This window comes from Kribbella qitaiheensis (assembly GCF_042657745.1).
In the GTDB taxonomy this organism is placed as follows: Bacteria; Actinomycetota; Actinomycetes; order Propionibacteriales; family Kribbellaceae; genus Kribbella; species Kribbella qitaiheensis.
On the sequence record NZ_JBHSKE010000024.1, the window covers coordinates 44,091 to 68,678 of the forward strand.

Below are 24,588 nucleotides of genomic sequence, written 5' to 3' on the forward strand. Positions count from 1 at the left end.
TGCGGTGGCAGGCCCGGCCGCCGAGATCCCCTTGACCGAACCTGAGGTTGTCGTGCTCACCATGCAGGACGCGCTGCTCGCGCTCACGAAGTACTGGACCGACCGGGGCTGCATGGTGGTGCAGCCGTTCAACACCGAGGTGGGAGCCGGCACGCTGAACCCGGCGACCATCCTGCGGGTGCTGGGCCCCGAGCCGTGGCGCGTCGCGTACGTCGAGCCCTCCGTGCGCCCCGACGACGCCCGCTACGGGGAGAACCCGAACCGGCTGCAGACGCACACCCAGTTCCAGGTGGTGCTCAAGCCGGACCCGGGTAACCCGCAGGAGCTGTTCCTGGCCAGCCTGGAGGCGCTCGGCATCGACACCGACGCGCACGACGTCCGGTTCGTCGAGGACAACTGGGCCAACCCGGCCACCGGCTCCTGGGGGCTGGGCTGGGAGGTCTGGCTGGACGGCCTGGAGATCACCCAGTTCACCTACTTCCAGCAGGCCGGCGGGATGACGCTGGACCCGGTGTCGGTGGAGATCACCTACGGCATCGAGCGGATCATGATGGCGCTGCAGGGCGTCTCGCACTTCAAGGACATCGCCTACGCCCCGGGCATCTCGTACGGCGAGGCGTTCGGCCAGGCGGAGTACGAGATGAGCCGGTACTACCTGGACGACGCCGATGTCGACAGTGAGCGGCGGCTGTTCGAGGAGTACGCGCACGAGGCCCGCCGGATGCTCGACGCGCGGCTGCCGGTCCCCGCTCATCTGATGGTGCTGCGCTGCTCCCACGCGTTCAACGTGCTCGACGCCCGCGGCGCGGTCAGTACGACGGAACGCGCGAAGGCGTTCGGCCGGATGCGCACGCTGGCCCGGGAGGTCGCCCAGCTCTGGGCCGAGCGGCGGACCGAGCTCGAGCATCCGCTGGGGATTGCCGAGCTGCCGGCCGCTGCGCCGGAGCCGACCGAGTTCCCGACCATGAGCGGCACTCGGCAGTTGCTGTTCGAGATCGGTACTGAGGAGATGCCGCCGTCGGAGGTGACCAAGACCGCCGAGTCGGTCCGCGCGGCGCTCACCGAGAAGCTGGCCGCGACCCGGCTCGCGCACGGCGACATCACCACCTACGCCACCCCTCGCCGCGTGGTCGCGTTCGTCGCCGGAGTACAGGCGGGGGAGCCGGACGCCGAGCGGGTCGTCCGCGGCCCGCGCAAGGCGGCCGCATTCGATGCCGAGGGCAACGTTACGAAGGCGGCCGCCGGGTTCGCCCGCGGCCAGGGCGTCGAGACCTCCGAGCTGCACGACCTGGAGGTCGACGGCGTCGAGTACGTCGCGGTGACCAAGCCGGATCCGGGCCGTGGTGCCGCCGAGGTGCTCAGCGGTGTGCTGGCCGAGATCGTCAGCGGCCTGCGCTCGGACAAGAACATGCGCTGGAACGACTCCAAGCTCTCCTTCACCCGTCCGGTCCGCTGGCTGGTCGCGCTGCTGGGCGACCAGGTCGTCCCGGTCTCCGTGTCGACGCTCGCCGCCGGCCGGACGACTCGGGTGCACCGCACGGCCGCGCAGCCGACGGTCGAGATCGCCGCGGCCGAGGGGTACCTGGACCTGCTGCGGATCCACGGCATCGAGGCCGATCCGGCCAAGCGGCGCGCGCAGATCATCGACGCGGCGCAGCGGCTCACGGCCGAGGTCGACGGCACCGTCGACCTCGAGGGCGAGTCCGCGCTGGTCGACCAGATCGTCAACCTGATCGAGGAGCCGACCGCGATCCTCGGCAACTTCTCACCGGACTACCTGGACCTCCCGTCGGAGATCCTCACCACGGTGATGCGCAAGCACCAGCGCTATCTGCCGGTCCGCGACGCCGGTGGCAAGCTGCTGCCGCATTTCGTTGCCGTCGCCAACGGTTCGATCGACGAGGCGACGGTGCGCAACGGCAACGAAGGCGTACTGCGCGCCCGGTACGAGGACGCCGCCTTCTTCTGGCGGGCGGACTTGCAGAGCACGCCCGAGGCGATGAAGCAGGGGCTGGAGAAGCTCGCGTTCGAGGAGCGGCTCGGCTCGATGGCGCAGCGGGCCGGGCGGATCGCCAAGGTCGCCGAGACGCTGGCGGAGAAGGTCGGGCTCGAGGGTGACGACCTGACCGCGCTGCGGCGGGCTGCCGAGCTGGCCAAGTTCGACCTCGGCTCGCAGATGGTGGTCGAGCTGACCAGCCTGGCCGGCACGATGGCCCGCGAGTACGCGCGCCGTGCCGGTGAGTCCGAGGCCGTTGCGCAGGCGCTGTTCGACATGGAACTGCCGCGCGCCGCCGGCGACCCGGTGCCGTCGACGACGCCGGGCGCGATCCTGGCGCTGGCGGACCGGTTCGACCTGCTGGCCGGGCTGTTCGCGATCGGCGCGAAGCCGACCGGCAGCTCGGACCCGTTCGCGTTGCGTCGTGCCGCAGCCGGGGTGGTCGCGATCCTGCGCGAGCACCCGGAGCTCCGGGCGATCACGCTGTCCACCGGTCTGGCGGCGGCCGCCGAGCAGATCCGCGACCAGGGCATCGAGGTGTCCGAGTCCGCGCTGGCCGACGTCGCCGACTTCACCATCCGGCGGTACGAGCAGCAGTTGATCGACCGCGGCGACGACCACCACCAGGTCGCCGCGGTGCTGTCCCTCGCCGAGGCTCCCGCCGCCGCCGACGAGACCCTCGCCGAGCTCCAGCGCCAGGTGGAGAACGAGTCGTTCGCCGAGCTGGTCGCAGTACTGCAGCGCGTACGCCGGATCGTCCCGGCCGACGTGACCGCGCAGTACGACCCGTCCAAGCTCACCGAGCCGGCCGAGCTGGTGCTGCACGAGGCGGTCCAGAAGGTCGGTACGGCGCCGACCGCGCTGGGCGAGTTCGTGACGGCGGCCGAGGTGCTGGTCGAGCCGATCACCACGTTCTTCGAGGAGATCCTGGTGATGGCCGAGGACCCCGAGGTCCGCGCGGCGCGCCTCGGCTTGCTCGCCACCATCCGCGACCTGGCCGCCCCGGTGCTCGACTGGCAAGCTCTCGGTACCAGCTTGGCGTCCTGACGTCGTCGGTCGGGCGGGATGTCAAGAACCTGATCATGGTCCCGACCAGTAGGTGACCGGCCGCCTGGCCGGTCACCGTCCAGCGGAGGTGCCATGAGAACCGACATCCTGTCCGTCCCCGGAGCGAGCCTGTACTACGAGGTCCGCGGGGCCGGCCCTGTTCTGCTGCTGGTGTGCGGCGGGGTCTACGACGCCGCTGGGTACGCCGATCTGGCCCAGCACTTCACCGATCAGTACACGGTGGTGACCTACGACCGTCGGGGCAACTCCCGCAGTCCGCTCGACGGTCCGGCCGAGCGGCAGAGCATCGAGGTGCACAGCGACGACGCCGCGCGCGTGCTCGCGGCGGTGGGCGTCACCGCGGAGGCGCCGGCTGAGGTCTTCGGCAACAGCTCGGGCGCGATCATCGCGCTCGACCTGGTAGCTCGCCATCCCGAACTGGTCCGCACTCTCGTCGCCCACGAACCGCCGCTGTTCGAGCTGCTGGACGACCGCGACCACTGGCGCACGCTGATCCGATCGGTCGACGAGACCTTCCAGTCCGCCGGCCCCTGGGCCGCCCTGGAAACCATGAACGCCGGCTTCGCCGCCGACGCCGCGGCGGGCGAAGGGGCGGCGGCCGGGGCCGACGAGCCGGAAGCGGATGCCGAGCGGCCGCCCGGACCGGATGCGGAGGCTGATGCGGAGACTGTGGCGCGGATGCAGGGGAACTTCGCGTTCTTCGTGGGTTACGAGGTTCCGCCGTTCGCGGCTTACCGGCCGGACCTCGCGGCGCTCGCCGCGGCGCCGACGCGCGTAGTACCGGCTGTCGGTGAAGGTTCGAACGGCGAGCCCTGGGTGCGAGCCGCCAATGTCCTGGCCGAGCAACTGGGAACGGAAGCGGTCGCGCTCCCCGGAGACCACGGTGGTTTCGGCACCGAGCACCAGGAGTTCGCCGCCAGGCTGGAGAAGATCCTCAGAGCGGCAACGTGAGCAGGGGTGCGAGGCGCTCGCCGATCAGCCGGTAGCCCTCGGGTCCCGGGTGCAGGTCGTCGACGTACAGGGCCTGGGCTTCCTCGATGCTGAGCACGGTGCGGCCGTCGATCAGCTGCAGCTCGGGATCGCCGAGCGCCCGCGCGCCGAGCTCCACGCAGGCGCGCACGTCGTCGAGGGTGAGGCCGAGAGCGTTCGGCTTGCCCTCGACGTTGGGCGCGTGCAGCGGGGTGATCACCACGATCGGTGTGTGTGGATGCCCGTCGCGCACGGTCGCCAGGAACGACTCGACCTGCCCGGGCAGGGTCCGCCCGCTGAACGTCTCGCCGCCGTAGATGTTGATGCCCAGGCACAGCGAGATCAGCCGCGCCGGTGTGTCCCGGATGGTCCGCGCCGCGATCGGGTCGAGATGGCACTCGCCCGCGAAGCCGAGCGCGACCAGGTCCCAGCCGTGTTCGCGGGCCACCAACGCCGGCCACGTCTCGGACGGCCCGAACGCGCCCGTGCACTGGGTGATCGAGCTGCCGTAAGCGATCCACCGCGGCCCGACCGGCGGCAGTGGCTCGGCCGCCCCGTAGAACGACACCGCCCGTACGCCGATCGCGCCCGCCTGCGGCAGCCAGATCTCCAGCCGCACAGACCCGGGTGGTAGCTCCACGGTGATCCGCTGCTCGCCTGGCTCGACCGGGCGACGCGCATGCAGGACACCGTCGACCAGGAAGTCGACCGGTGCGATCAGCGAGTAGATGTCCAGCTCGGCCCGGATCTCGAGGCTGACCGCGGCCGCCGAGGTCAGCCAGGCAGCCCGTACGCCGGCCGGTGTCGCCGCCCGCGACCACAACCGGTGGCCCGGCCGGTCCGGCACGCCGACCCAGTCCGTCAAGGCGAACGACTGCTCGCGCGGATCCAGCCGCCAGAACGTCATCCACCCGGCGGCATCGATCTCCCGATGCCGGTAGCCGGTCCAGAGCGGTTCAGCTCCCACTACGCACCGCCCTCTCCGCCGCACCGGCTCCGCGCCGCGCGGACGACGGTACTGCGCTCGCACGCGGGGTCGCACGTGCTGCAGGGGTGGACGGTGTGGCGGCGGCCGAGGTGTGCAGGCGGGTCGCGGCCTTAGCGCCGAGGCTGGCGTCCACGTGGTCGCGCATCACTGCGGCGGCGGTGTCGGCGTCACCCGCGGCAACCGCCTCGACGAGGGCGAGGTGCTCGGCGTGGGTGCGGTCCAGGTCCTCCTGGCTGCGTTCGACCTTCAGCGCCAGCCGGCGGTAGCGGTCTGCTTTGTCCCAGAGTCCGTCAAGGGTCTGGACCAGCAGGTCGTTGTGCGAGGCGGAGTAGATCGCGTGGTGGAAGAGCCGGTGCGTACTGAGCTCCTCGACCTTGGGGTCGGTCCGCAGCGGAGCCAGGTCGGCGGCGGTGGCGCGGATCAGCTCGAGGTCGGCCCGGGTCCGCCGCTCCGCCGCGAGTCCGGCGGCGAGCGGGTCCAGCGACCGGCGGATCTCGACGAGATCCCGCGCCTCCTCGGCGTTCAGGGTGCTCACCCGGGCGTCCCGGTGGGCGTCCAGCTCGACCAGGCCGTCGCTCATCAGCCGCCGCAAGGCCTCCCGCAGCGGCGTCGTGCTGATCCCCAGGTCCCCGGCCAGCCGGCCTTGCTGGATGACGGCGCCGGGCTCGAGCTCACCGCGCAGGATCTGGTCGCGGACCAGCCCGTACGCGAGCTCGGCCTTGGTCGGGCGGCTCCCGTTCTGCTCGTCCATCGGTCCTCCGTTCACGCGGTGGGGAGGTTATAACCTACCGCAGCCCAGCCGCCGCCGCGACGCCCGCCGGCACCATCTCGACAGTCGTTCAACAACCCGTTATAACCCTCAAGTAGGCACAATCAGCGCATTTCAAGGCCTGAGACGGTCTGGCCCGATCTCTTGACGGAACAGGTTATAACGAAGCACAGTAGCTGCATCACTCGACGAGAGGACCCAGCGTGGCCACCACCGCCCACCCGGAGCCCTACCGGCTCGGCATCCTGCTTGGCGACGGCATCGGCCCGGAGATCGTGCCGGCCGCCGTCCAGGTGATGGATGCGGCGCTCGCCGCCGCCGGTGCGAAGCCCGCCGACTGGGTGCCGCTGCCGCTCGGCGGAGCTGTGATCGAGACCCACGGCAGCGCGCTGCCGGCCGAAACCCTGGAAACGCTCGGCGAGCTCGACGGCTGGCTGCTCGGCCCGCACGACAGCGCCGCCTACCCGGAGCCGCACCGCTCCCAGCTCAACCCGAGCGGGGCCATCCGCAAGCACTTCGACCTGTTCGCCAACATCCGGCCGGCGAAGGCCTTCGAGGGCACGCCGGCGCTGCGGCCCGGCATCGACCTGGTCGTGGTCCGGGAGAACACCGAAGGCTTCTACGCCGACCGCAGCACCTACCGCGGTACCGGCGAGTTCATGCCGACCCCGGACGTGGCGATCGCGATGGGCATCTTCACCCGGCCCGCGATCGAGCGGATCGCCCGCACCGCCTTCGAGCTCGCGACCCGGCGGCGAAAGCACGTCACTGTCGTGCACAAGGCGAACGTGCTGCGCACCAGCACCGGCTTCTTCCTCGACATCTGCCGCGAGATCGGCGCGCAGTACCCCGATGTCGAGCTGGACGACTTCCACATGGACGCGATGACCGTGCACCTGGTCCGCCGGGCCGAGGCGTTCGACGTGCTGGTCACCGAGAATATGTTCGGCGACATCCTGTCCGACCTGACCGGCGAGCTGGCCGGCTCGCTCGGCATCGCGCCGTCGATCAACGCCTCGCACGAGCGGGCGATGGCGCAGGCCGCGCACGGATCCGCCCCGGACATCGCCGGGCAGAACCTGGCGAACCCGATCGCGATGATCAACTCCGGCGCCATGCTGCTGGACTGGCTCGGCACCCGGTACGACGACCCGCGGGCGCAGGCGGCCGCGGTACTGATCGAAAAGGGGCTAGAGGCAACAGTCGGGTCTGGCGTCAGTACTGCGGACCTCGGCGGCACAGCCGGTACGTCGGACTTCGCGGCCGCGGTGGCCGCCACGATCGGCGCGGCATGACCGTTGCGGATCCGCGCCAAGCCGAGCTGGTGGTGGGAGAGCGCAAAGTCGCCTTCCAGCCACTGCGAGGTGTCGCGCCCGACCACCTGCCGCGCACACTGCGGATCCTGCTGGAGAACGCGCTTCGGCACGGATCGCCCAGCGAGTCCTTGCGGAACTGGACGCCAGGGGCGACCGGTGAGATCGAGGTCTACGCGTCGCGGGTGTTCCTGCACGACACCAACGGCGTACCGGTGCTGGCGGATCTAGCGGCAATGCGGGATGCGGTCGCCAGCCGCGGGGGAGACCCGGCGTCCGTCGATCCGCTGGTACCGGCGGAGCTGGTGATCGACCACTCGGTGATCGCCGACGTGTTCGGCCGTCCGGACGCGCTGCAGCTGAACGTGGAGCTGGAGTACCAGCGCAACGGCGAGCGGTACCGCTTCCTGCGCTGGGGTCAGCAGGCGCTGGAGCAGCTCGAGGTGGTCCCGCCCGGCTCGGGGATCATGCACCAGGTCAACCTGGAGTACCTGGCCCGCGTCGTCGACGAGCGCGACGGCCTGGTGTTCCCGGATCTCTGCCTGGGCACGGATTCGCACACCACGATGATCAACGGCCTCGGCGTGCTGGGCTGGGGGATCGGCGGGATCGAGGCCGAGGCGGCGATGCTCGGCCAGTCCGTGTCGATGGTCCTGCCGCCCGTCGTCGGCGTCCGGCTGACCGGCTCGCTGCCGGCCGGTGCCACCGCGACCGACCTCGTCCTCACGATCACCGAGCGACTGCGCGCACACGGCGTGGTCGGCAAACTGGTCGAGTTCCACGGACCCGGCCTGGTCGGCCTGCCGGTGGCGGACCGAGCGACGATCGCCAACATGAGCCCCGAGTTCGGCTCGACCGCCGCGTGGTTCCCGATCGACGAGCAGACGCTTCGGTACCTGACGTTCACCGGCCGGTCGGCCGAGAAGGTCGCGCTCGTCGAGGCCTACGCCAAGGAACAAGGCCTCTGGCACGTCCCGGACGCGGCCCTGGTGTTCGACGAGCGGGTCGAGGTCGACCTGGGCGAGGTGGTCCCGTCGATCGCGGGACCCAGCCGCCCGCAGCAACGCATCCGCCTGGCCGAGTCCAAGCAGATCATCGAAGCCGCCCTCCCGGCCGGTCCCCGGACCTCCAAGTCGGAGCCGGGGCACGGTGCGGTGGTGGTCGCGGCGATCACCTCTTGCACGAACACCTCCAACCCGGCGGTGATGGTGGCCGCGGGTCTGCTCGCCAGGAACGCCGTGCACAAAGGGCTGACGAGCAAGCCGTGGGTGAAGACGACCCTGTCGCCCGGATCCCGGGTGGTGATGGACTACCTCTCCGAGGCGGGCCTCACGCCGTACCTCGAGAAGCTGGGATTCCACCTGGCCGGGTTCGGCTGCATGACCTGCATCGGGGCGTCCGGCGCGCTGATCGACGAGGTCGCCCAGCGGGTCCGGGCCGAAGGGCTGTCGGTCGCGGCGGTGTTGTCGGGCAACCGGAACTTCGAGGGCCGGATCCAGCCGGACGTGCGCTCCAACTACCTGGCTTCTCCGCCACTGGTGGTCGCCTACGCGCTGGTCGGCCGGATGGACGTCGACCTGCTCACCGAGCCGCTCGGTCAGGGCAGCGACGGGGAACCGGTGTACCTCAAGGACATCTGGCCGCGGCCGACCGAGATCGACGGAGTGATCCGCGAGGCGCTGCGGCCCGAGATGTTCACCAAGGCCTACGCGGACGTGTTCGCCGGCGACCACCGCTGGCAGGGCCTCGGCAGCGAGGCCGGCGAGACCTTCGCCTGGGACGAGGCGTCCACCTACCTGCGACGACCGCCGTACTTCGAGTCGCCGGCCAGGCCGGGTGATCTGGTCGGGGCGCGAGCCCTGGTCAGGCTCGGTGACGCCGTCACCACGGATCACCTGTCTCCGGCGGGCGCGATTCCGCCTGACAGCGTTGCGGGCCGCTACCTGCGGAGCCTCGGCGTACCGGCCGGTGAGTTGAACACCTATGCGTCACGCCGGGGTAACCACCTGGTGATGATGCGCGGTGCGTTCTGCAACCTCCGGCTCCGGAACTCCCTTGCCGAGGGCACCGAAGGCGGTGTCACCCGCAAGGACGGGGTGGTGACGTCGGTGTTCGAGGCCGCGATGGCCTACCAGCGGGAGGATGTGCCGGTCGTTGTTGTCGCGGGCAAGGATTACGGCACCGGCTCGTCGCGGGACTGGGCGGCCAAGGGCCCGGCCCTGCTCGGCGTGCGGGCGGTGCTCGCCCAGTCGTTCGAGCGGATCCACCGGTCCAACCTGGTTGGGATGGGCGTCCTCCCGCTCGAGTTCCTCCCGGGCGAGGGCGACGACCTGACCGGCGAGGAGCCGATCGACATCACCCTCGGTGGCAACGGCTTCGCCACGGTTTCGTCGGCGGGCAAGACCTACCGGCTGCGGATCCGGCTCGACACTCCGCGGGAGCACGACTACTACCGCCAAGGCGGAGTGCTGCCGTACGTCCTTGATCGGCTCAGTCTTGATCGGCTCGAATCCCGAAGGCGGCCAGTCGTTGCCGCAGCAGGAAAGTAACTAGTACGCTGATGTAACAGGTGATGCAATTTAACTAAGGTTACGCTCACCTTCATTTTCGGAAGGAACACCAGCAGATGAGCACGGAAGTGGCAGAACGACCGGCCGAGCAGCACCACTCGCACCGGGATGTGACCGGAGGCTGGCTGCGCCCGGCGACCTTCGGGGTGATGGACGGCCTGGTGTCGAACTTCGCCCTGGTGGCCGGAGTGGTCGGCGGTGGCGCCACCGGCAAGGTGGTGATCATGACCGGCCTGGCCGGGCTGGTCGCCGGCGCCTGCTCGATGGCCTCGGGCGAGTTCACCTCGGTCTCCTCGCAGACCGAGCTGATGAAGGCCGAGATCGAGACCGAGCGGCGTGAGCTGAAGGTCCACCCCGAGGAAGAGCTCAAGGAGCTCGCGATGATGTACGAGGCGAAGGGCCTGCGCCCCGAGCTGGCCGCGGAGGTCGCCCGCGAGCTGACCTCGGACCCGGCGATCGCCCTCGACGTGCACGTTCGCGAGGAGCTCGGCGTCGACCCCAACGACCTGCCCTCGCCCTGGCTGGCGGCCGGGTCCTCGTTCGCCGCGTTCGCGCTCGGTGCCGTGATCCCGCTGCTGCCGTTCCTCTTCGGCGCGGCCAGCGTGCTCCCGGCCCTGCTGCTGAGCGTGGTCGGCCTGGTCGTCACCGGCGGCATCGTCGCGCGGATCACCGCCCGCCCGTTCTGGTACGGCGGCGGCCGGCAGTTGCTGCTCGGCGGCCTGTCCGCCGCGGTGACGTACGCGATCGGCCTCCTGGTCGGTACCGGCCTGTCATGAACGACGTAGCTGGCGTGAGCCACCGGCCGCTGCGGATCACCGCGCTGGTGAAGCAGGTGCCGAAGGGCGACCACAGCGGTCGCCTCGACGCGGACGGACGGCTCGAGCGTGCGGGTGCCGTCACCGAGATGAACCCATGGTGCCGTCGGGCCGTCGCCCAGGCGGTCCGCCTGGCGGAGGAGTCCGGCGGCCGCAGTACCGCCGTCACGATGGGACCGCCCGCCGCGGCCGACGTACTGCGGGAAGCGGTGGCCTGGGGGATCGACGACGCGGTGCAGCTGAGCGACCGGGCCCTGGCGGGTTCCGACTGCCTCGTCACCGCCCGGGCGCTGGCCGCCACGATCGGGACCCTCGGTGCGACAGACCTCATCCTCGTCGGCGCCAGCTCGGTCGACGGCAGCACGGGAGCGGTCGGCACGATGCTCGCCGAGCTGCTCGGCCTGCCGTACGTCGGCCCCGTCCTCGCCGTCGAAACCGAGCCGGGCGACTCGCCAGCAAGCACTCCGGCCAGCGAGCAGGCGGTCCGGCTGCGGGCGACCGTGCAGCACGACGACTGGACCGAGTCCGTCCTGGTGGATCTGCCTGCGGTCGTCGCCGTCGCGGAGCGGTCGTGCAACCCCTGCAAGGCTCCCGTCGAGACCTGGCCGCCCGAGGACGTCGTCCGCCGGATCTCGACGGCGGACCTCACCCCCGGCAGTTGGGGCCTGGCCGGCAGCCCGACCAAGGTGGCCGGTGTTCGCCCGGTCGAGCTGACCCGGGAGCCGGTGATCTTCCGTGGCACTCCGCAGGTCCAGGCGAGCCGTGCGCTCGCGGAGCTCCGGGCCCGCGGATGCCTCGACGAGCTCGAACTGCTGACCGAGTGGGATGAGGTCGTCCCGCCGCCGGGTCAGGGCCAGCCGGAGGTAGTCGTCATGGTCGGCCCTGGGCCTGAAGCAGGCACCCGGGCGCTGCTAGGCGCTGCCGCGGTACTGGCGGCGGGCGCCGGTGGATCCGTGACCGCCGTCCGGACTGACGGCGGCGCGGATGCGCCGGATCTGGCCCGCTGGGGTGCCGATGCAGTAGTAACACTGACAAGCGACGAACCGCGGCCCGCCGCGAGTGCGCTGGCTGAGTGGATGGCAGCCAGGTCGCCCTGGGCCGTCCTCGGCGCCGCGCTCCCGTGGGATCGCGAGGTACTGGCCCGGCTGGCTGTCGCCTTCGGCGCCGGCCTGATGTCGGACCTGGTCAGCCTCAAAGTGGACGGCACGCGACTGACCGGCCTCAAGCCGTCCGGTGGCGGCACGCTGGCCGAGATCGTCAGCCACGGGTCACCGCAGATCGCCACCTTGCGGACCGGCATGCTGCCGCTGCGCAAGCCGCGTACCTCCGAGCGGGCCTCGCACACCGTCCTTTCCGTGTCGCCGGATCCCGCGATCGCGCGAGCCGACCGGAGCAGCGGCGGCGAGGGGGACGCACTCGACCGTGCGGAGGTCGTGATCGGTGTCGGCCGAGGCGTCGACCCCGCTTTGTACGCCGAGCTCGAGCCGATGCGGGTGCTGCTCGGAGCCGAGCTCGCCGCCACCCGCAAGGTCACCGACCAGGGCTGGATGGCGCACGGCCGCCAGCTCGGCATCACCGGACGGAGCGTCGCGCCGCGGCTGTATCTCGCGATCGGCCTGTCCGGCAACATGAACCACCTGGCCGGCGCGAGCCGGGCCGGGACAGTACTGGCCATCAACAACGACCCCGCGGCGGAGATCTTCGCGCACTGCGACGTGGGGCTGGTCGCGGATTGGCAGGAGGTGATGCCCTACTTGGTCGATGGACTCAGTCTCTTCGACGGGCTGCGAGAACGCGGTGCGACGGCCGCCTGAGGCGCCGCCGGATAACCTGTCCGGCATGGCGACCCGACGTACCAAGGCCAAGAGCACTGCGGAGTTGTCCGACGCTGCGTCGGCCTCCTGGCTGCTGCTGATCTACAAGGTGCCCAGCGACTCGTCGCGGGCCCGGGTGGCGGTGTGGCGGGAGCTGAAGCGGCTGGGCGGGTTCTACGTCCAGCAGGCGGTGTGCGTACTACCGGATCGCGAGGAGCTGCGGGCCGGCATGGAGAAGGTGCGGGAGAAGGTGGCCGAGCTGGGTGGCTCGAGCGTCTTCCTCACCCTGACCGATGTCGACGACGACGCGCGCGACCAGTTCGTGGAGGGCTTCCGGAGCCAGTCCGCGAAGGAGTATGCCGAGATCGTCGAGGAGTGTGAGACGAAGTTCGCCAAGGAGATCGAGTTCGAGCGGTTCCGGGAGAACTACACCTTCGAGGAGGCCGAGGAGATCCGCCAGGACCTGGAGAAGCTGCGGCGCTGGCTGGCCAAGGTGGAGGGCCGGGACTGGATGGATGCCGAGGGCAAGGATCTTGCACGGGCCAAGGTGGCCGACTGCGAACGCCTGCTGGAGGAGTTCGAGGCGGACGTCTACGAGCGGACCGAGGGCAAGATCTGAGGGCGGATCCGTGGCAGGGCGTGAGCGGCGTCTGAAGCAGGGCGCCGGCCGGTGTCGCTACTTGCGGCGCTCGGGTTTGCGCTTCGCCCTGGGCAGGGTCGCGTAGCCCTCGTCCAAGCGGGAGTAGCCCGTCAGTTCCTCGCGGAGCTGGTTCATCCGGCCGGTGGTGTCGAGTGAGCGTTCGCGGTCCGCCGCGGCGACCGCGATCGTGACCGCCTCCAGCAGGATCAGCACGGTGGCCTGGCTGGTGAACGTGCCGGGCCGGCTCATCGGCGCGGACAGCACCACCGCGACCTCGTCACGCAACGCTTCGCCGAGGGTGTCGGTCAGCAGGATCACCGGTACGCCGGCCTCGGTGCAGAGGTCGAGGATCACCCGGCTCTCCCGGACGAGGCGGTTGTGCGCCAGCACGACCACCACGTCCTCCGGGCCGATCAGTAGCAGCCGATCGGCCAGGCGGTAGCCGGTGTCCGAGGCGGACCGGGCCCGGTGCCCGATCCGGACCAGGTGGGTGGCGATGTACTCGGAGACGCCTTCGAGGCCGGCGAAGCCGCAGATGATCGTCTCGCGGGCGGCGCCGACCAGTTCCACGGCACGGCGGAACTCGTCCGTGTCGAGGGTGCGCTCGGCCTGGGCCAGGCGCTCGATGTGGTCGCGCAGCGTCGCGCTGAGCACCGCCTCGGGTCCGTTGCCGACGGACTCGATGCTGTTGCTCAGCCGGTTCGCCGGCGTGAGGAGGCTCTGCAGATGGCCCTGCAGTGACCGCTTCAGGCCCGGCAGGCCGTCGAAGCCAAGTGCTTTCGCGGTCCGGACCACGCTGGCATCGCTGGTGCCGGTGGCCCGGCCGAGCTCCTCGGCAGAAGAGAAGGCCGCCTCCTGGGGATGGGCGGACAGGTATTCGGCGACCCTGCGTTCGGTCGCGGTGAGCGTCCCGATCCGGGCCGCGACCCGCTCCTGCAACGTGGGCGTCTTGGGGTCCGCAACAGTCATGACGGCTCCTTCGCCTCGCAGTAGTTCTGCCGGTACGCACCGATCATGTCACCCGGCGGGCCCAGATCACCGGCAGGTAAACGATCGCCGGACCCGTTGACAGCCACTGTAGCAATCACTACCGTCATATGGATATTCGTAGCGAACACAACGAATCGTCACTTTCCAGACTTCTTCCGTCCACTGGAGCGACTCCGTGTCACAGCTCATCACGATCGACCTCACCGCCGCGGATGCCCGTGAGCGAGGCCGCCAGTACGGCGAGGCCGCCCGCGAACAGATCGCCCGCTCGGTCGCCTTCTACGCCGAGTCGGTGGCTCGCGCGACAGGCCTTCCCTGGCAGGAGATCCTCGACCGGGCGCCTGCGTGGGTGCCGGTGATCGACGGCTACCTGCCGGACATCCTGGAGGAGCTGCGCGGCATCGCCGAGGGCGCGGGCCGCAGCTTCGAGGAGATCCTGGCCCTGAACAGCCGCGGCGAGCTCACGAAGGGCAACCCGTTCGCCGAGACCGACGCCACCACGGACCGCAGTACGGACGACGACGGCTGTACCTCGTTCGCGATGCTGCAGCAGGCCAACGCGCTGGGCCGCGTCTGGGCCGGGCAGAACTGGGACCTGTGGGACGGCATCGCCGACACCATCGTGGTACTGCGGATCGCCCAGCCGGGCAAGCCGACCATCATCTGCCACGTCGAGGCCGGCCAGGTCGGTCGCCACGGCGCCAACTCCGCCGGCCTGGCCCTGAACGCCAACGGGCTCGGCGCGGGCTTCGGTACCGGCCTCGGGGTGCCGGGCACCTTCGTCCGCAGGAAAGTCCTCGAGAGCTGGGACATGCACGACGCCCTGGCCGCCGTCTTCGGCGTCCGGCAGAGCCTGTCCAGCAATCTCCTCCTGACCCACCGGGACGGTTTCGCCATCGACGTCGAGACCACGCCCGGACGGCACGGCTGGATGTACCCCACGGATGGGCTGCTGGTCCACGGCAACCACTTCCAGTCCTTCATCCCGCCGCAGATCGAACAGTCCTACAAGCCCTTCTCAGTGGACTCGCTCTACCGGACGCCGCGCGTCGAGGAGGGCCTGTCCCGGGCCCGCGTCGACGGCACCACCGAGGAAGCGGTCCAGAGCATCGTGCAGACCACGATGAGCGACCACTTCAGCCACCCCAACGCCGTCTGCCAGCACGTCGACCCGCGCCGGCACGAGCTCGACCGCTACTCCACGATCGTGTCCAGCCTGGTCGATCTGACCACCGGCACGTATCGGCTGACTCCCGGTCTGCCCTGCAGCAACAGCTATCAGCAGGCTCCGTGGAACCTCTACGACGGTCCTGGTCCCGAGGACCGTCCGCACGTCCCCGGTCCGGCGCAGGCTCTTGCCGTCGCCGGGTGAATCCCACCCCTGCAAGGCATCTTCGACTCGAGGAGCGAATGCCATGTCCCTTTCCGCCACGAAGTTCCGGCGCACCGTCGCCGTACTCACCCTGACCGCCGCCGCGGTCGCCCTGTCCGGCTGCGGCGGCTCTGCTTCCTCACCGGCCACCGGTGCGGCCCCGAACGCCAACCGTGCCGCCGCCGCTGCCGGTGTCAGCTCGGACGTCAACGACGAGCAGTGCGGCAAGTCCACCCGCACGATCAAGCACGACCTGGGCACCACCACCATCACCGGCAACCCGACCAAGGTGGTGGCGCTGGAGTACTCGTTCGTGGACGCGATGGCAGCGGTCGGGATGTCTCCGGTCGGCGTCGCCGACGACGACCACCCGGAACGGATCATCGCGCCGATCCGGGAGAAGACCGGCAAGTACACCTCGGTCGGGCTGCGCGCCACGCCGAACATCCAGGTGATCACGTCGCTGAAGCCGGATCTGATCATCGCCGACAGCGGCCGGCACAAGGCGATCTACGCCCAGCTGTCCAAGATCGCGCCGACGATCGCCTACCCGAGTCTGAACGGCAACTACCAGCAGGTGCTGGACAGCGAGATGTCGACCGCGATCGCGCTGAACAAGTGTGACGAGATGAAGACCCGGCTGGCCGAGCACGCCAAACTGCTGACCGAGCTGAAGGCCAAGGTGCCGGCCGGTGAGGAGCGCAAGGCGCTGTTCGTCCGGGCCTCGGAGAAGGGCTTCACCGGCTTCCCGCCGAAGGCCTACACCCCGGGGGTGCTGGCCGCGGTCGGCATCGGGACGGCATTGCCGGACGAGAACGGTGACGCGTCGGTCTCGCTCACGCTGGAGACGCTGACCACGACCAAGCCCGAGGTGATGTTCATCGCCCCGAACCCCGGCCCGACGCTGACCGACCAGTGGGAGAAGAGCCCGCTGTGGAAGCAGGTCCCCGCGGTGAAGGACAACCGGACGTTCGAGGTCGACCCGGACAGCTGGTCCAGGTCGCGTGGCCTGATCTCCGCCGAAGTGGTCGCCACCGAAGCCATCAAGCTGCTCTACGGGAAGTGACATGTCTCTGTCCCTGGAAACTGCGCCCACCGCCGAGGACGCCGCCCACCGGCGTCCTCGGATCACCACCAACAAGCAGCGGGTCACCTGGGTGACGCTGGCGCTGCTGGTGGTCCTGGTCGTGGGTCTCGTCTGGGCTCTCTCGATCGGTAGTCAGCACATCTCGTTGTCCCGCTTGCCCGGGGCGATCTTCAAGGCCGACGAGCCCGATGAGCTGATCCTCCAGTCGATCCGGCTGCCGAGGGTGGTGCTGGCGCTGTGCGTCGGCGCCGCCCTGGCGGTGGCCGGTGCGTTGATGCAGGCGGTCGCCGCGAACCCGTTGGCGGCGCCCGAGATCATGGGCGTCAACGCCGGTGCGGTGCTGATGGTCGTTCTGGCCGTCACCGTGGTGCCCTCGCTGTCCGGCGCGCCGACGATCCTGCTGGCCTTCGGCGGTGCCGCCGCGGCCGGTGTCTCGGTGATGCTGCTGGCCGGTTCGGGGCGCGGCCGGGTCAGCCCGGTCCGGCTCGCGCTGGCCGGGGTGACCGCGAGCAGTCTGCTGATCTCGCTGACCCAGGTGCTGATCATCTTCGACGAGAACTCCACCGACAGCGTGCTGTTCTGGCTGGTCGGCGGTGTCAACTACGCGGGCTGGCACGACATCCGCAACCTGCTGCCCTGGCTGGTCCTCGGCCTGATCGGCGCGTTCGCGATGGCCCGGCCGCTGAACCTGCTGGCGCTCGGCGACGACATGGCCCGCGGTCTGGGTCAGAACGTCGAGCGGACCCGGTTGTTCGGGTCGGCGCTGGTGGTCGTGTTGTGTGGTGCCGCCGTGTCCGTGGCCGGTCCGGTCGCGTTCATCGGTCTCATCGTGCCGCACATCTTCCGCCGGCTGGTCGGCTCCAGCTACACCGTCCTGCTCCCGCTCTGCGCGGTCGGCGGAGGTGTGCTGGTGCTGTACGCCGACATCGTGTCCCGCTACGTCAAGCCGCCCTTCGAGGTACCGGCCGGTGTCGTCACGGCGCTGATCGGCGCACCGATCTTCGTGTACCTCGCGCGTCGACAGAAGGTGACCTCATGAGTACTGCGATCGTCGCGCAGAACATCCGGCGTACCTCCCTGGCTCGCAAGCATCCGGCCATCCTGATGGGGTCGCTCACCGTCCTGGCCGTGGTGCTGAGTTTCTACGGGCTCAGCGTCGGAGCCACCGAGGTCCCGCTGGGAGACGTGCTCCGAGCCCTGGTCGGTGACACCTCGACCCAGGCGTCGCGGATCGTGATCGACTTCCAGTTGCCGCGGGTCCTGCTCTGCTGGCTGGTCGGCATCGCGCTCGCGGTGTCGGGGGCCGTGATGCAGGGCGTGATCCGCAACCCGCTGGCGGCGCCGGACATCATCGGTGTCACCAAGGGCGCGGGCTTCGCCGGCATGCTGTTGCTGCTCGCGATCCCCACCCTGCCGGTGGTGGCGGTCGTCCCGGCCGCCTTCGCCGGCGGCCTCCTGGCGGCCGGGATGGTGTACGTGTTCGCCTACCGCAAGGGCGCCACCCCGGTACGGATCGCGCTGGTCGGGATCGCGGTCAGCGCCGCGTTCGAGGCCGGCATCCGCTTCCTGCTGGTCCGCAACCCCCTCGACGTGTCCGCGGCGCTGATCTGGCTGACCGGGAGCCTGTTCGGCCGGTCGATGACCTCGGTGCTGCAGATCCTGCCGTGGGTGCTGGTGCTGGTCCCGCTGATCATCGTGTGGGCCCGCAAGCTCGACGTCCTCGGTCTCGGCGACGACCTGGCCTCGGGCCTGGGGGAGCCGGTGGAGCGGACCCGCCGGGTGCTGCTGTTCTTCGCCGTCGCGCTGGCCGCGGCCGCGGTGGCGGTGTCCGGCACGATCGGCTTCGTCGGCCTGATCGCGCCGCACATGGCACGGCGGGTCTTCGGCGGCAAGCACATCGCCTCGATCCCGGCCGCCGCGCTGTTCGGCGTCCTGCTGATGTTGATCGCCGACATGCTCGGGCGTGGCCTCGCGCCGCCGCTCGAGATCCCCGCCGGCCTGGTGACAGCCGTCGTCGGGGGCCCGTACTTCCTGTACCTGCTCGTGAAGACCGGAAAGTAGGAGATCCGCCATGCGTCTGCAGGCACAAGGTGTCGAGCTGGCATACGACCGCACCGTCATCGCCAAGGACCTGACCCTGAACATCCCCGACGGCAAGGTCAGCGTGCTGATCGGGCCGAACGGCTCGGGCAAGAGCACCGCGCTGCGCGCTCTGGCCCGGCTGCTGCCGCCCACCAAGGGCAGCGTGGTCCTGGACGGCAAGTCCATCCAGGACACCCCGACCAAGGAGGTGGCCCGGCTGCTGGCCATCCTGCCGCAGGTGCTGGTCACCCCGGAATCCATTTCGGTGGAGGACCTGGTCTGGTTCGGGCGGCATCCGCACCGCACATCCTTGAAGGTGCCCAGCGAGGCCGACAAGGAGGCCGTCGAGTGGGCCCTGAAGGTCACGAGCACGGCCGAACTGCGGCACCAGCACGTCGACCAACTGTCAGGTGGTCAGCGGCAGCGGGTGTGGATCGCGCTCTGCCTGGCCCAAGGTACCGACCTGATCCTGCTGGACGAGCCCACGACGTACCTCGATGTGGCCTACCAGCTCGAGGTGCTCGACCTGCTGCACCAGCTCAACCAGGAGCAGGGCAAGACCGTCGCGATGGTGCTGCACGACTTCAACATGGCGGCCGAGTACGCCGACCACGTGTTCGTGATGAAGTCCGGCAGCCTCGTCACCCAGGGGACGCCGGAAGACGTGTTCACCTGCGACATCATCCGCGACGTCTTCGGTGTGGAGTCCAAGGTGGTGCCGCACCCGGTCAGCGGGAAGCCGATGTGCATCCCCTTGCGCGCCGGCCTGCGCGATCGTGCAAACCTGGCGGTGGCCACCGGATGAACCCGACGAAGGGGAGCAACGCATGACAGAGCAGGCCCTGACCGAAGCGGTCACCCCGGCCGAGATCGCCAGCCGGTCGCAGCGGGTGGCGCCGCGGTTGCGCGAACACCTCGAGGTCACGCCGTTCGTGCCGTTCGGGGCGTTCAGCGAGGAACTGGGCGCGGAGGTGCTGGTGAAGTGCGAGCACCTGCAGCGCACCGGTTCCTTCAAGGCGCGCGGCTCGATGGCGAAGATCCTCACGCTGACGGATGAGCAGCGTGAACGTGGCGTGGTCACCGCGTCCACCGGCAACCACGGACTCGGGGTCAGCAATGCGCTGGCCACCCTGGGCGGCCGGGGCATCGTCTACGTGCCGGAGAACGCGTCGGTCAGCAAGGTCGCGGCGATCAAGCGCTTCGGCGTCGAGGTGCGCAGTCAGGGTACCGACTCCGGTGCGCTGGAACTGGTCGCCCGGCAGCACGCCGCCGAGAACGACCTCACCTACGTCCCGCCGTACAACGACCCGGACATCGTCGCCGGGCAGGGCACGGTGGGCGTGGAGATCCTCGAGCAACTGGCCGGACAGCAGCTGGACGCGGTCTTCGTGGCCGTCGGTGGCGGCGGCCTGGTCAGCGGGATCGCCTCGGTGCTGAAGCGGTACCGGCCGGAGATCAAGGTGTACGGCGCCTCGCCCGTCCGCGACGCCCCGATGGTGGCGTCGATCGAGGCCGGCAAGGTGGTCCAGGTCGACGCCCAGGCGACCCTGTCGGACGGCACGGCAGGCAGTGTCGAGCCCGGCAGCATCACCTTCGAGCTGTGCCGGACGCTGGTGGACGACTGGATCCTGGTCAGTGAGGACGCGATCAGCGCCGCGCTGCGGATGGTGATCGACACCGAGCACCAGCTGATCGAGGGTTCCGCGGCGATGGCGTTCGCCGCCGCCCGGGCCCGGCGTACCGAACTGGAAGGCCAGCGGGTCGCGATCGTGTCCTGCGGCGGCAACATCTCGGCCAGCACGCTGGTGGCCGCGCTGGCCTGACCCCTCCCCGGGCCCGCGCGGTGGCGCCCGAAGAGACCCCGGCCCCCGGGTCCCTTCGGGCGCCTCGTCATGCCTAAAAGTTGCCCTTGGCAAATAAACTCCCCGTCACATTGACACGGAAAGAACAACGTAACTATCGTTAAATGCAGCATATGTTGCATCGAGCGAAGGAAGTGAGAGATGGACGCGGCAACGTGGGGCCTCATCATCGCGACGTTCGTCGCGTGTTTCGTGGAGATGGTGGAAGCCACCACGATCGTGATGGCGATGGGCTACACCCGGAGCTGGAAGTCGGCGCTGGTCGGCACGCTGGCGGCGCTCGGCGCGCTGGCGGTGGTGACGCTGTTCGCCGGCTACGCGCTGGCGACCTGGCTGCCGGAGTCGGCGCTGCAGCTGGCGATCGGCGGACTGCTGCTGATCTTCGGGTTGCAGTGGCTGAGAAAGGCGATCCTGCGGTCATCGGGCCGCAAAGCCGTGCACGACGAGGCGGCGATCTACAAGGAAGAGGTCGCGGCGGCCAAGGCCGCCGGGCAGAGCACCGGTAGCATCGACATGTTCTCCTTCATGGTGTCCTTCAAGGGTGTCTTCCTGGAGGGCATGGAGGTGGTCTTCATCGTGATCACCTTCGGCCTGAACGCGGACAACATCCCGGGCGCCAGCGCCGGGGCGCTCGCCGCCGTCGTGATCGTGCTGATCATCGCGATCGCACTGCGCCGGCCGCTGTCGATGATCAACGAGAACCTGCTCAAGTACGGCGTCGGCCTGCTGCTGGCGTCGTTCGGCACCTACTGGGCGGTCGAGGGGATCGGCATCTTCCAGTCCGGTCGCGAGAGCCTCGACTGGCCTGGTCATGACCTCGCGATCATCGGCCTGCTGCTCGCGTGGCTGGTGCTCAGCCGGATCTTCGTCGCCGTGCTGAAGACCCCCGCGGCCCCGGTCGCCCCAGTCAATGTCCCTGTGGAGGTGAAGAAATGAAGTTCCTGAAGTCCTTCGGCCAGTTCTGGTACGACTTCCTGATCGGTGACGACTGGAAGATCGCCGTCGCCGTGGTGATCGCCCTGGTCGCGCTGTTCGCGGTGATGAAGGCCGACGTGCTCGGCGACACCGCGCTGACCCTGCTGGGTGGCGCCGGGATCGTGGTCGCGTTCGCGATCAGCCTCGCCATCGACGTCCGTCCGAAGCGGCGGTGAGGGCCTGAATCCCTTGCCCTGTTGACGTCCGGCCCCGCACGTGGATACCAGTCCGTGCGGGGCCGGCGCATGTCCGAGAGGTGTCCTGTAGTGAACACAACGCTATTCAGTAATCTCGTAGTATCTGCTACAGTCAGTTCCGAGGTGCCCGGCCAGACGATTCGGAGGATCCAGACGTGAATGCTGACTCCCGCCCACTGAGGAGGCTCCAATGATGCGAGACACCGCTGAGACCGTGCTCGCCCTGCTCCCCTCCGACGTCCAGTACGGCGATGTCCGCGTCGTCCGGCGGACCCACGAACTGGTGCTGGTCGAGCTCGAGGGCCCGGGTGAGGTCGGCTACGACGACTCCCTCGGCCTCGGCCTGCGCGTCGTGATCGGCGGCCACTGGGGCTTTGCCGCGACGCACCGGCTCGACCCGAACGGGATCGACGCCGTCATCGCCCAGGCCGTCGGCCAGGCCCGCGCCGCCGGCGGCGGCGGTCACGTCGCGCTGGGGCAGCCCGTGACGACGCGCGCGACCTGGTCGTCGCCGATGGAGGTCGACCCGTTCCTCGTCCCGCTGTCCACCAAGCTCGACCTGCTGTCCGCCACCGTGAAGGAGGCGTCGACCGCGGGTCCGCTGGTCCAGCAGGTCGAGGCGTCGGTCGACTTCTACCGCGACGAGAAGGTGTTCGCGAACACCGAGGGCGCGTTGATCGAGCAGACCCTGACCGAGAGCGGCGGCGGCCTGATGGTCAACGCCGGCGACGGCAACGACGTCCAGCGCCGCTCCTTCCCGCAGGGAGTGCCGCGCCAGATCCGCGGTCACCGCGGCGACTTCGCCACGGCCGGCTGGGAGCACGTGCTGGTGATCGGCCTGCCGGAGAACGCGGCCCGGGTCGCCTCGGAGGCGGTCGCGCTGCTGACCGCGCCGCAGTGTCCCGACGAGGTCACCACACTTGTTGCTGGTAGCAACCAGCTGGCGATGGTGCTGCACGAGTGCGCCGGCCACCCGATGGAGGCCGACCGCGCCCTCGGCACCGAGGCCAGCCTGGCCGGTGGCACCTACGCCACCCCGGAGCGCCGCGGCAACTTCCGCTGGGGATCGGAGATCGTCTCGGCGTACGCCGACGCGACCATCCCCGGCGCGCTCGGCTCGTACGCCTACGACGACGAGGGCATTCCGGCCCAGCGCACCCAACTGGTGAAGGACGGCATCTTCCAGGGGTACATGTCCGGGCGCGAGTCCGCGGCGGCGCTCGGCGACGAACCGACCGGGGCATCCCGCGCCGACGGCTGGCAGCGGCTGCCGCTGGTCCGGATGACCAACATCTGCCTCGAGCCGGGCGAGTCCTCGCTGGCTGAGATGATCGCCGGCACCAAGCGCGGCATCCTGGTGGACACCAACCGGGGCTTCTCGATCGACGACCAGCGGATGTCGTTCCGGTTCCAGACCGAGATGGGCTGGGAGATCCGCGACGGCAAGATCGGCCGGATGCTGAAGAACTGCACGTACCAGGGCGTCACGCCGCAGTTCTGGGCCGAGCTCGACGCCCTCGGCGGGCCGGACGAGTGGAAGGTGCACGGCGTCCCGTCCTGCAACAAGGGCGAGCCCCTGCAGGTGGCCCACGTCGGCCACGGCACCGTACCCGGACGCTTCCAGAATGTGCAGGTGGGACGATGAGCATCGATCAGGCAGAGGTCGCCCGGGCGCTGGAGATCCTCGGCGACGGCACCCGGCTCGACATCCTCGGCGAGAACGCGGACCTGCTCCGCTACGCCGAGTCGGAGATCACCGCCCAGCACAGCGAGCGCAGGCTCCGGGTCCGGGTCCGGATCAACCGCGACGGCCGGGCGGCCGCCGGTTCGCTGGAGACCCTCGATCCCGAAGCGGTCCGCACCCTCGCCGACCGCCTCTCCGCAGCCCTGGCCGACCTGCCAGCCTCGAGTGGTGCCCCGGAGTCACCGGCAGAGACGGACTCCAGCAGCACAGCGGCTGCCACGCCTGAGATCGCGCCGGCTCGGTCCGTGCTGGAGTCCGATCCGGCTGTCCGCCACCAGTGGTTCAACACGGTGCGGGCCGGCCTGGACCCCGAGATGAAGCTCGGCGGCGCCATCCGGTACGACGTGATGGAGCGGGTGGTGGCCGACTCGACCGGGCTGTTCCGGGCCGAGACGTTGACCAAGGCCTCGATCCAGGCGATCGCCAAGCAGGACGGGCGGTCCGCGAGCGTCAAGCTACTGCACCGCGACGCCGACCAGATCCCGATCGAGGAGATCCCCGGCCGCCTTCGGGCGGCGCTGACTCCGCTGCCTTCCGTGGACGCTCACCACGGCACCTGCAGGGTGCTGCTGAAGCCGCAGGCGGTCAACAGCCTGATCGCCACCTACGGGTACGCGGTTCTGGGCGCGAACGCCTATGCCACCGGACGGTCGCTGGTCGCGGGCCGTCTCGGCGAGAAGGTCGCGAGCGAGCTGATCACCCTGGTCGACGATGGTTGCGACGCCGACGGACTGCCCAGCGGATTCGATGCTGAGGGCAACGTTCGGCGAAGGACCACGCTGATCGACAAGGGCGTGCTCACTGGCGTCGTCTCCGACCAGCGCCGGGCCGGGCTGACCGGCGGCGTGCCGACCGGTCACGCGGTACCGGATGGCTGGCGGTTCGGCGGCGACCCGGTCCCGTCGCACCTGTTGCTCGCGCCCGGTGAGTCCACCGAGGACGAGTTGCTCGCCGAGGTCGGCAGCGGGCTGGTGGTGAACCGGCTCGACTACCTGCGGGTGCTGCACCCGAAGGAGACCCTGGTCACCGGTACGACGCGCGACGCGACGTACTGGGCTGAGGACGGCAAGCTCGTCGGCTGGCACCCGCAGTTGCGCTTCACCTTCAAGATGGACGACGTGATGAACGCGATCCTCGGGGTCGGCGCCGTGCGCGAGCGCTGCGACCAGACCTTCATGGAGAGCATCGTGGTTCCGTCGCTGCTGATCGACGCCGGTCCGCTCGTCCTCCCCTGAACCAGCAGCGCCCCGGGCCGTGCGTGCTCATAGAAGGCGCGGGGCGCTGCTGCTCCATCTCCTGATCAAGAATTTCCTGATCAGGAATCACCGCAACGAGGG

The 24,588-nt window shown here is 69.9% G+C and carries 20 protein-coding genes; 17 read left to right on the forward strand and 3 right to left on the reverse strand.

The genetic code is table 11. From position 1 onward, the window contains the following. Window positions 1-4 precede the first annotated feature (4 nt). Complete coding sequence (locus ACFPJ1_RS19785; RefSeq protein WP_380105814.1) at window positions 5-3,043, forward strand: glycine--tRNA ligase; 3,039 nt, start codon at window positions 5-7, stop codon at window positions 3,041-3,043. Window positions 3,044-3,136: 93 nt separating this feature from the next. Then, window positions 3,137-4,015 carry an alpha/beta fold hydrolase gene (locus ACFPJ1_RS19790; protein ID WP_380105816.1) on the forward strand — a complete coding sequence of 293 codons (879 nt, stop codon included), beginning with the start codon at window positions 3,137-3,139 and terminating at the stop codon, window positions 4,013-4,015. Here ACFPJ1_RS19790 and ACFPJ1_RS19795 read toward each other — a convergent pair. Both ACFPJ1_RS19795 and ACFPJ1_RS19800 read right to left on the reverse strand, forming a co-directional pair. Next, window positions 3,999-5,000 (reverse strand): GDSL-type esterase/lipase family protein, encoded by a 1,002-nt coding sequence (locus tag ACFPJ1_RS19795; protein WP_380105817.1) that lies wholly within the window; start codon window positions 4,998-5,000, stop codon window positions 3,999-4,001. The two genes, ACFPJ1_RS19790 and ACFPJ1_RS19795, sit on opposite strands and share 17 nt — an antisense overlap. Continuing rightward, window positions 4,990-5,772, reverse strand: coding sequence for a GntR family transcriptional regulator (locus ACFPJ1_RS19800; protein WP_380105819.1), 783 nt, complete (start codon window positions 5,770-5,772; stop codon window positions 4,990-4,992). The genes ACFPJ1_RS19795 and ACFPJ1_RS19800 overlap by 11 nt, the downstream gene beginning before the upstream one ends. Window positions 5,773-5,993: 221 nt before the next feature. On the opposite strand from ACFPJ1_RS19800, the gene ACFPJ1_RS19805 reads away from it, so the two are divergent. The 5 genes from ACFPJ1_RS19805 to ACFPJ1_RS19825 all read left to right on the forward strand — a co-directional run bounded on the left by ACFPJ1_RS19805 (window position 5,994) and on the right by ACFPJ1_RS19825 (window position 12,921). After that, on the forward strand, window positions 5,994-7,085 hold the full coding sequence (locus tag ACFPJ1_RS19805; RefSeq protein WP_380105821.1) for an isocitrate/isopropylmalate dehydrogenase family protein: 1,092 nt from the start codon (window positions 5,994-5,996) through the stop codon (window positions 7,083-7,085). Beyond that, on the forward strand, window positions 7,082-9,652 hold the full coding sequence (gene acnA / locus ACFPJ1_RS19810) for an aconitate hydratase AcnA (protein WP_380105823.1): 2,571 nt from the start codon (window positions 7,082-7,084) through the stop codon (window positions 9,650-9,652). The genes ACFPJ1_RS19805 and acnA overlap by 4 nt, the downstream gene beginning before the upstream one ends. A gap of 77 nt (window positions 9,653-9,729) precedes the next feature. Continuing rightward, window positions 9,730-10,449 (forward strand): VIT1/CCC1 transporter family protein, encoded by a 720-nt coding sequence (locus ACFPJ1_RS19815; RefSeq protein WP_380105825.1) that lies wholly within the window; start codon window positions 9,730-9,732, stop codon window positions 10,447-10,449. After that, the gene (locus ACFPJ1_RS19820) at window positions 10,446-12,302 is read left to right on the forward strand and encodes an FAD-binding protein (protein ID WP_380105827.1); all 1,857 of its coding nucleotides are present in this window, start codon (window positions 10,446-10,448) and stop codon (window positions 12,300-12,302) included. The genes ACFPJ1_RS19815 and ACFPJ1_RS19820 overlap by 4 nt, the downstream gene beginning before the upstream one ends. A 25-nt stretch (window positions 12,303-12,327) precedes the next feature. Further along, a complete protein-coding gene (locus ACFPJ1_RS19825) occupies window positions 12,328-12,921 on the forward strand; it encodes a Chromate resistance protein ChrB (protein WP_380105828.1) in 594 nt (197 codons plus the stop codon). 57 nt (window positions 12,922-12,978) lie between these two features. On the opposite strand, the gene ACFPJ1_RS19830 is transcribed toward ACFPJ1_RS19825, so the two are convergent. Further along, window positions 12,979-13,911: a MurR/RpiR family transcriptional regulator gene (locus ACFPJ1_RS19830; RefSeq protein WP_380105829.1), complete on the reverse strand. Its 933-nt coding sequence runs from the start codon at window positions 13,909-13,911 to the stop codon at window positions 12,979-12,981. A 196-nt stretch (window positions 13,912-14,107) separates the two neighbouring features. Here ACFPJ1_RS19830 and ACFPJ1_RS19835 point away from each other — a divergent pair, with 196 nt between their 5' ends. The 10 genes from ACFPJ1_RS19835 (at window position 14,108) to ACFPJ1_RS19880 (ending at window position 24,486) form a co-directional block, all read left to right on the forward strand. Next, window positions 14,108-15,304, forward strand: coding sequence for a C45 family autoproteolytic acyltransferase/hydolase (locus tag ACFPJ1_RS19835; protein ID WP_380105832.1), 1,197 nt, complete (start codon window positions 14,108-14,110; stop codon window positions 15,302-15,304). A gap of 43 nt (window positions 15,305-15,347) precedes the next feature. Further along, on the forward strand, window positions 15,348-16,370 hold the full coding sequence (locus ACFPJ1_RS19840; RefSeq protein WP_380105833.1) for an ABC transporter substrate-binding protein: 1,023 nt from the start codon (window positions 15,348-15,350) through the stop codon (window positions 16,368-16,370). Window position 16,371: 1 nt separating this feature from the next. Beyond that, window positions 16,372-17,430, forward strand: a complete 1,059-nt coding sequence (locus ACFPJ1_RS19845) for a FecCD family ABC transporter permease (protein ID WP_380105835.1) — start codon at window positions 16,372-16,374, stop codon at window positions 17,428-17,430. Then, window positions 17,427-18,452, forward strand: a complete 1,026-nt coding sequence (locus ACFPJ1_RS19850; protein ID WP_380105837.1) for a FecCD family ABC transporter permease — start codon at window positions 17,427-17,429, stop codon at window positions 18,450-18,452. The genes ACFPJ1_RS19845 and ACFPJ1_RS19850 overlap by 4 nt, the downstream gene beginning before the upstream one ends. A gap of 10 nt (window positions 18,453-18,462) precedes the next feature. Then, complete coding sequence (locus ACFPJ1_RS19855; protein WP_380105839.1) at window positions 18,463-19,278, forward strand: ABC transporter ATP-binding protein; 816 nt, start codon at window positions 18,463-18,465, stop codon at window positions 19,276-19,278. A gap of 22 nt (window positions 19,279-19,300) precedes the next feature. After that, window positions 19,301-20,296, forward strand: coding sequence for a threonine/serine dehydratase (locus ACFPJ1_RS19860; RefSeq protein WP_380105841.1), 996 nt, complete (start codon window positions 19,301-19,303; stop codon window positions 20,294-20,296). 180 nt (window positions 20,297-20,476) lie between these two features. Further along, window positions 20,477-21,271, forward strand: a complete 795-nt coding sequence (locus ACFPJ1_RS19865) for a COG4280 domain-containing protein (RefSeq protein ID WP_380105843.1) — start codon at window positions 20,477-20,479, stop codon at window positions 21,269-21,271. Continuing rightward, window positions 21,268-21,486, forward strand: a complete 219-nt coding sequence (locus tag ACFPJ1_RS19870; protein ID WP_380105845.1) for a hypothetical protein — start codon at window positions 21,268-21,270, stop codon at window positions 21,484-21,486. Before ACFPJ1_RS19865 ends, ACFPJ1_RS19870 begins: the two co-directional genes overlap by 4 nt. A 211-nt stretch (window positions 21,487-21,697) precedes the next feature. Then, on the forward strand, window positions 21,698-23,152 hold the full coding sequence (locus ACFPJ1_RS19875) for a TldD/PmbA family protein (RefSeq protein WP_380105847.1): 1,455 nt from the start codon (window positions 21,698-21,700) through the stop codon (window positions 23,150-23,152). Beyond that, complete coding sequence (locus ACFPJ1_RS19880) at window positions 23,149-24,486, forward strand: metallopeptidase TldD-related protein (RefSeq protein ID WP_380105849.1); 1,338 nt, start codon at window positions 23,149-23,151, stop codon at window positions 24,484-24,486. The genes ACFPJ1_RS19875 and ACFPJ1_RS19880 overlap by 4 nt, the downstream gene beginning before the upstream one ends. Window positions 24,487-24,588 lie beyond the last annotated feature (102 nt).

What these genes read in the sequence shown, in the direction of transcription:
- ACFPJ1_RS19790 (WP_380105816.1), top strand. Translation starts at nt 3,137, where the DNA reads ATGAGAACCGACATCCTGTCCGTCCCCGGAGCGAGCCTGTACTACGAG.
- ACFPJ1_RS19850 (WP_380105837.1), top strand. Translation starts at nt 17,427, where the DNA reads ATGAGTACTGCGATCGTCGCGCAGAACATCCGGCGTACCTCCCTGGCT.
- ACFPJ1_RS19820 (WP_380105827.1), top strand. Translation starts at nt 10,446, where the DNA reads ATGAACGACGTAGCTGGCGTGAGCCACCGGCCGCTGCGGATCACCGCG.
- ACFPJ1_RS19840 (WP_380105833.1), top strand. Translation starts at nt 15,348, where the DNA reads ATGTCCCTTTCCGCCACGAAGTTCCGGCGCACCGTCGCCGTACTCACC.
- ACFPJ1_RS19815 (WP_380105825.1), top strand. Translation starts at nt 9,730, where the DNA reads ATGAGCACGGAAGTGGCAGAACGACCGGCCGAGCAGCACCACTCGCAC.
- ACFPJ1_RS19855 (WP_380105839.1), top strand. Translation starts at nt 18,463, where the DNA reads ATGCGTCTGCAGGCACAAGGTGTCGAGCTGGCATACGACCGCACCGTC.
- ACFPJ1_RS19825 (WP_380105828.1), top strand. Translation starts at nt 12,328, where the DNA reads ATGGCGACCCGACGTACCAAGGCCAAGAGCACTGCGGAGTTGTCCGAC.
- ACFPJ1_RS19870 (WP_380105845.1), top strand. Translation starts at nt 21,268, where the DNA reads ATGAAGTTCCTGAAGTCCTTCGGCCAGTTCTGGTACGACTTCCTGATC.
- ACFPJ1_RS19860 (WP_380105841.1), top strand. Translation starts at nt 19,301, where the DNA reads ATGACAGAGCAGGCCCTGACCGAAGCGGTCACCCCGGCCGAGATCGCC.
- ACFPJ1_RS19865 (WP_380105843.1), top strand. Translation starts at nt 20,477, where the DNA reads ATGGACGCGGCAACGTGGGGCCTCATCATCGCGACGTTCGTCGCGTGT.
- ACFPJ1_RS19880 (WP_380105849.1), top strand. Translation starts at nt 23,149, where the DNA reads ATGAGCATCGATCAGGCAGAGGTCGCCCGGGCGCTGGAGATCCTCGGC.
- ACFPJ1_RS19830 (WP_380105829.1), bottom strand. Translation starts at nt 13,911, where the DNA reads ATGACTGTTGCGGACCCCAAGACGCCCACGTTGCAGGAGCGGGTCGCG.
- ACFPJ1_RS19875 (WP_380105847.1), top strand. Translation starts at nt 21,698, where the DNA reads ATGATGCGAGACACCGCTGAGACCGTGCTCGCCCTGCTCCCCTCCGAC.
- ACFPJ1_RS19800 (WP_380105819.1), bottom strand. Translation starts at nt 5,772, where the DNA reads ATGGACGAGCAGAACGGGAGCCGCCCGACCAAGGCCGAGCTCGCGTAC.
- ACFPJ1_RS19845 (WP_380105835.1), top strand. Translation starts at nt 16,372, where the DNA reads ATGTCTCTGTCCCTGGAAACTGCGCCCACCGCCGAGGACGCCGCCCAC.
- acnA (WP_380105823.1), top strand. Translation starts at nt 7,082, where the DNA reads ATGACCGTTGCGGATCCGCGCCAAGCCGAGCTGGTGGTGGGAGAGCGC.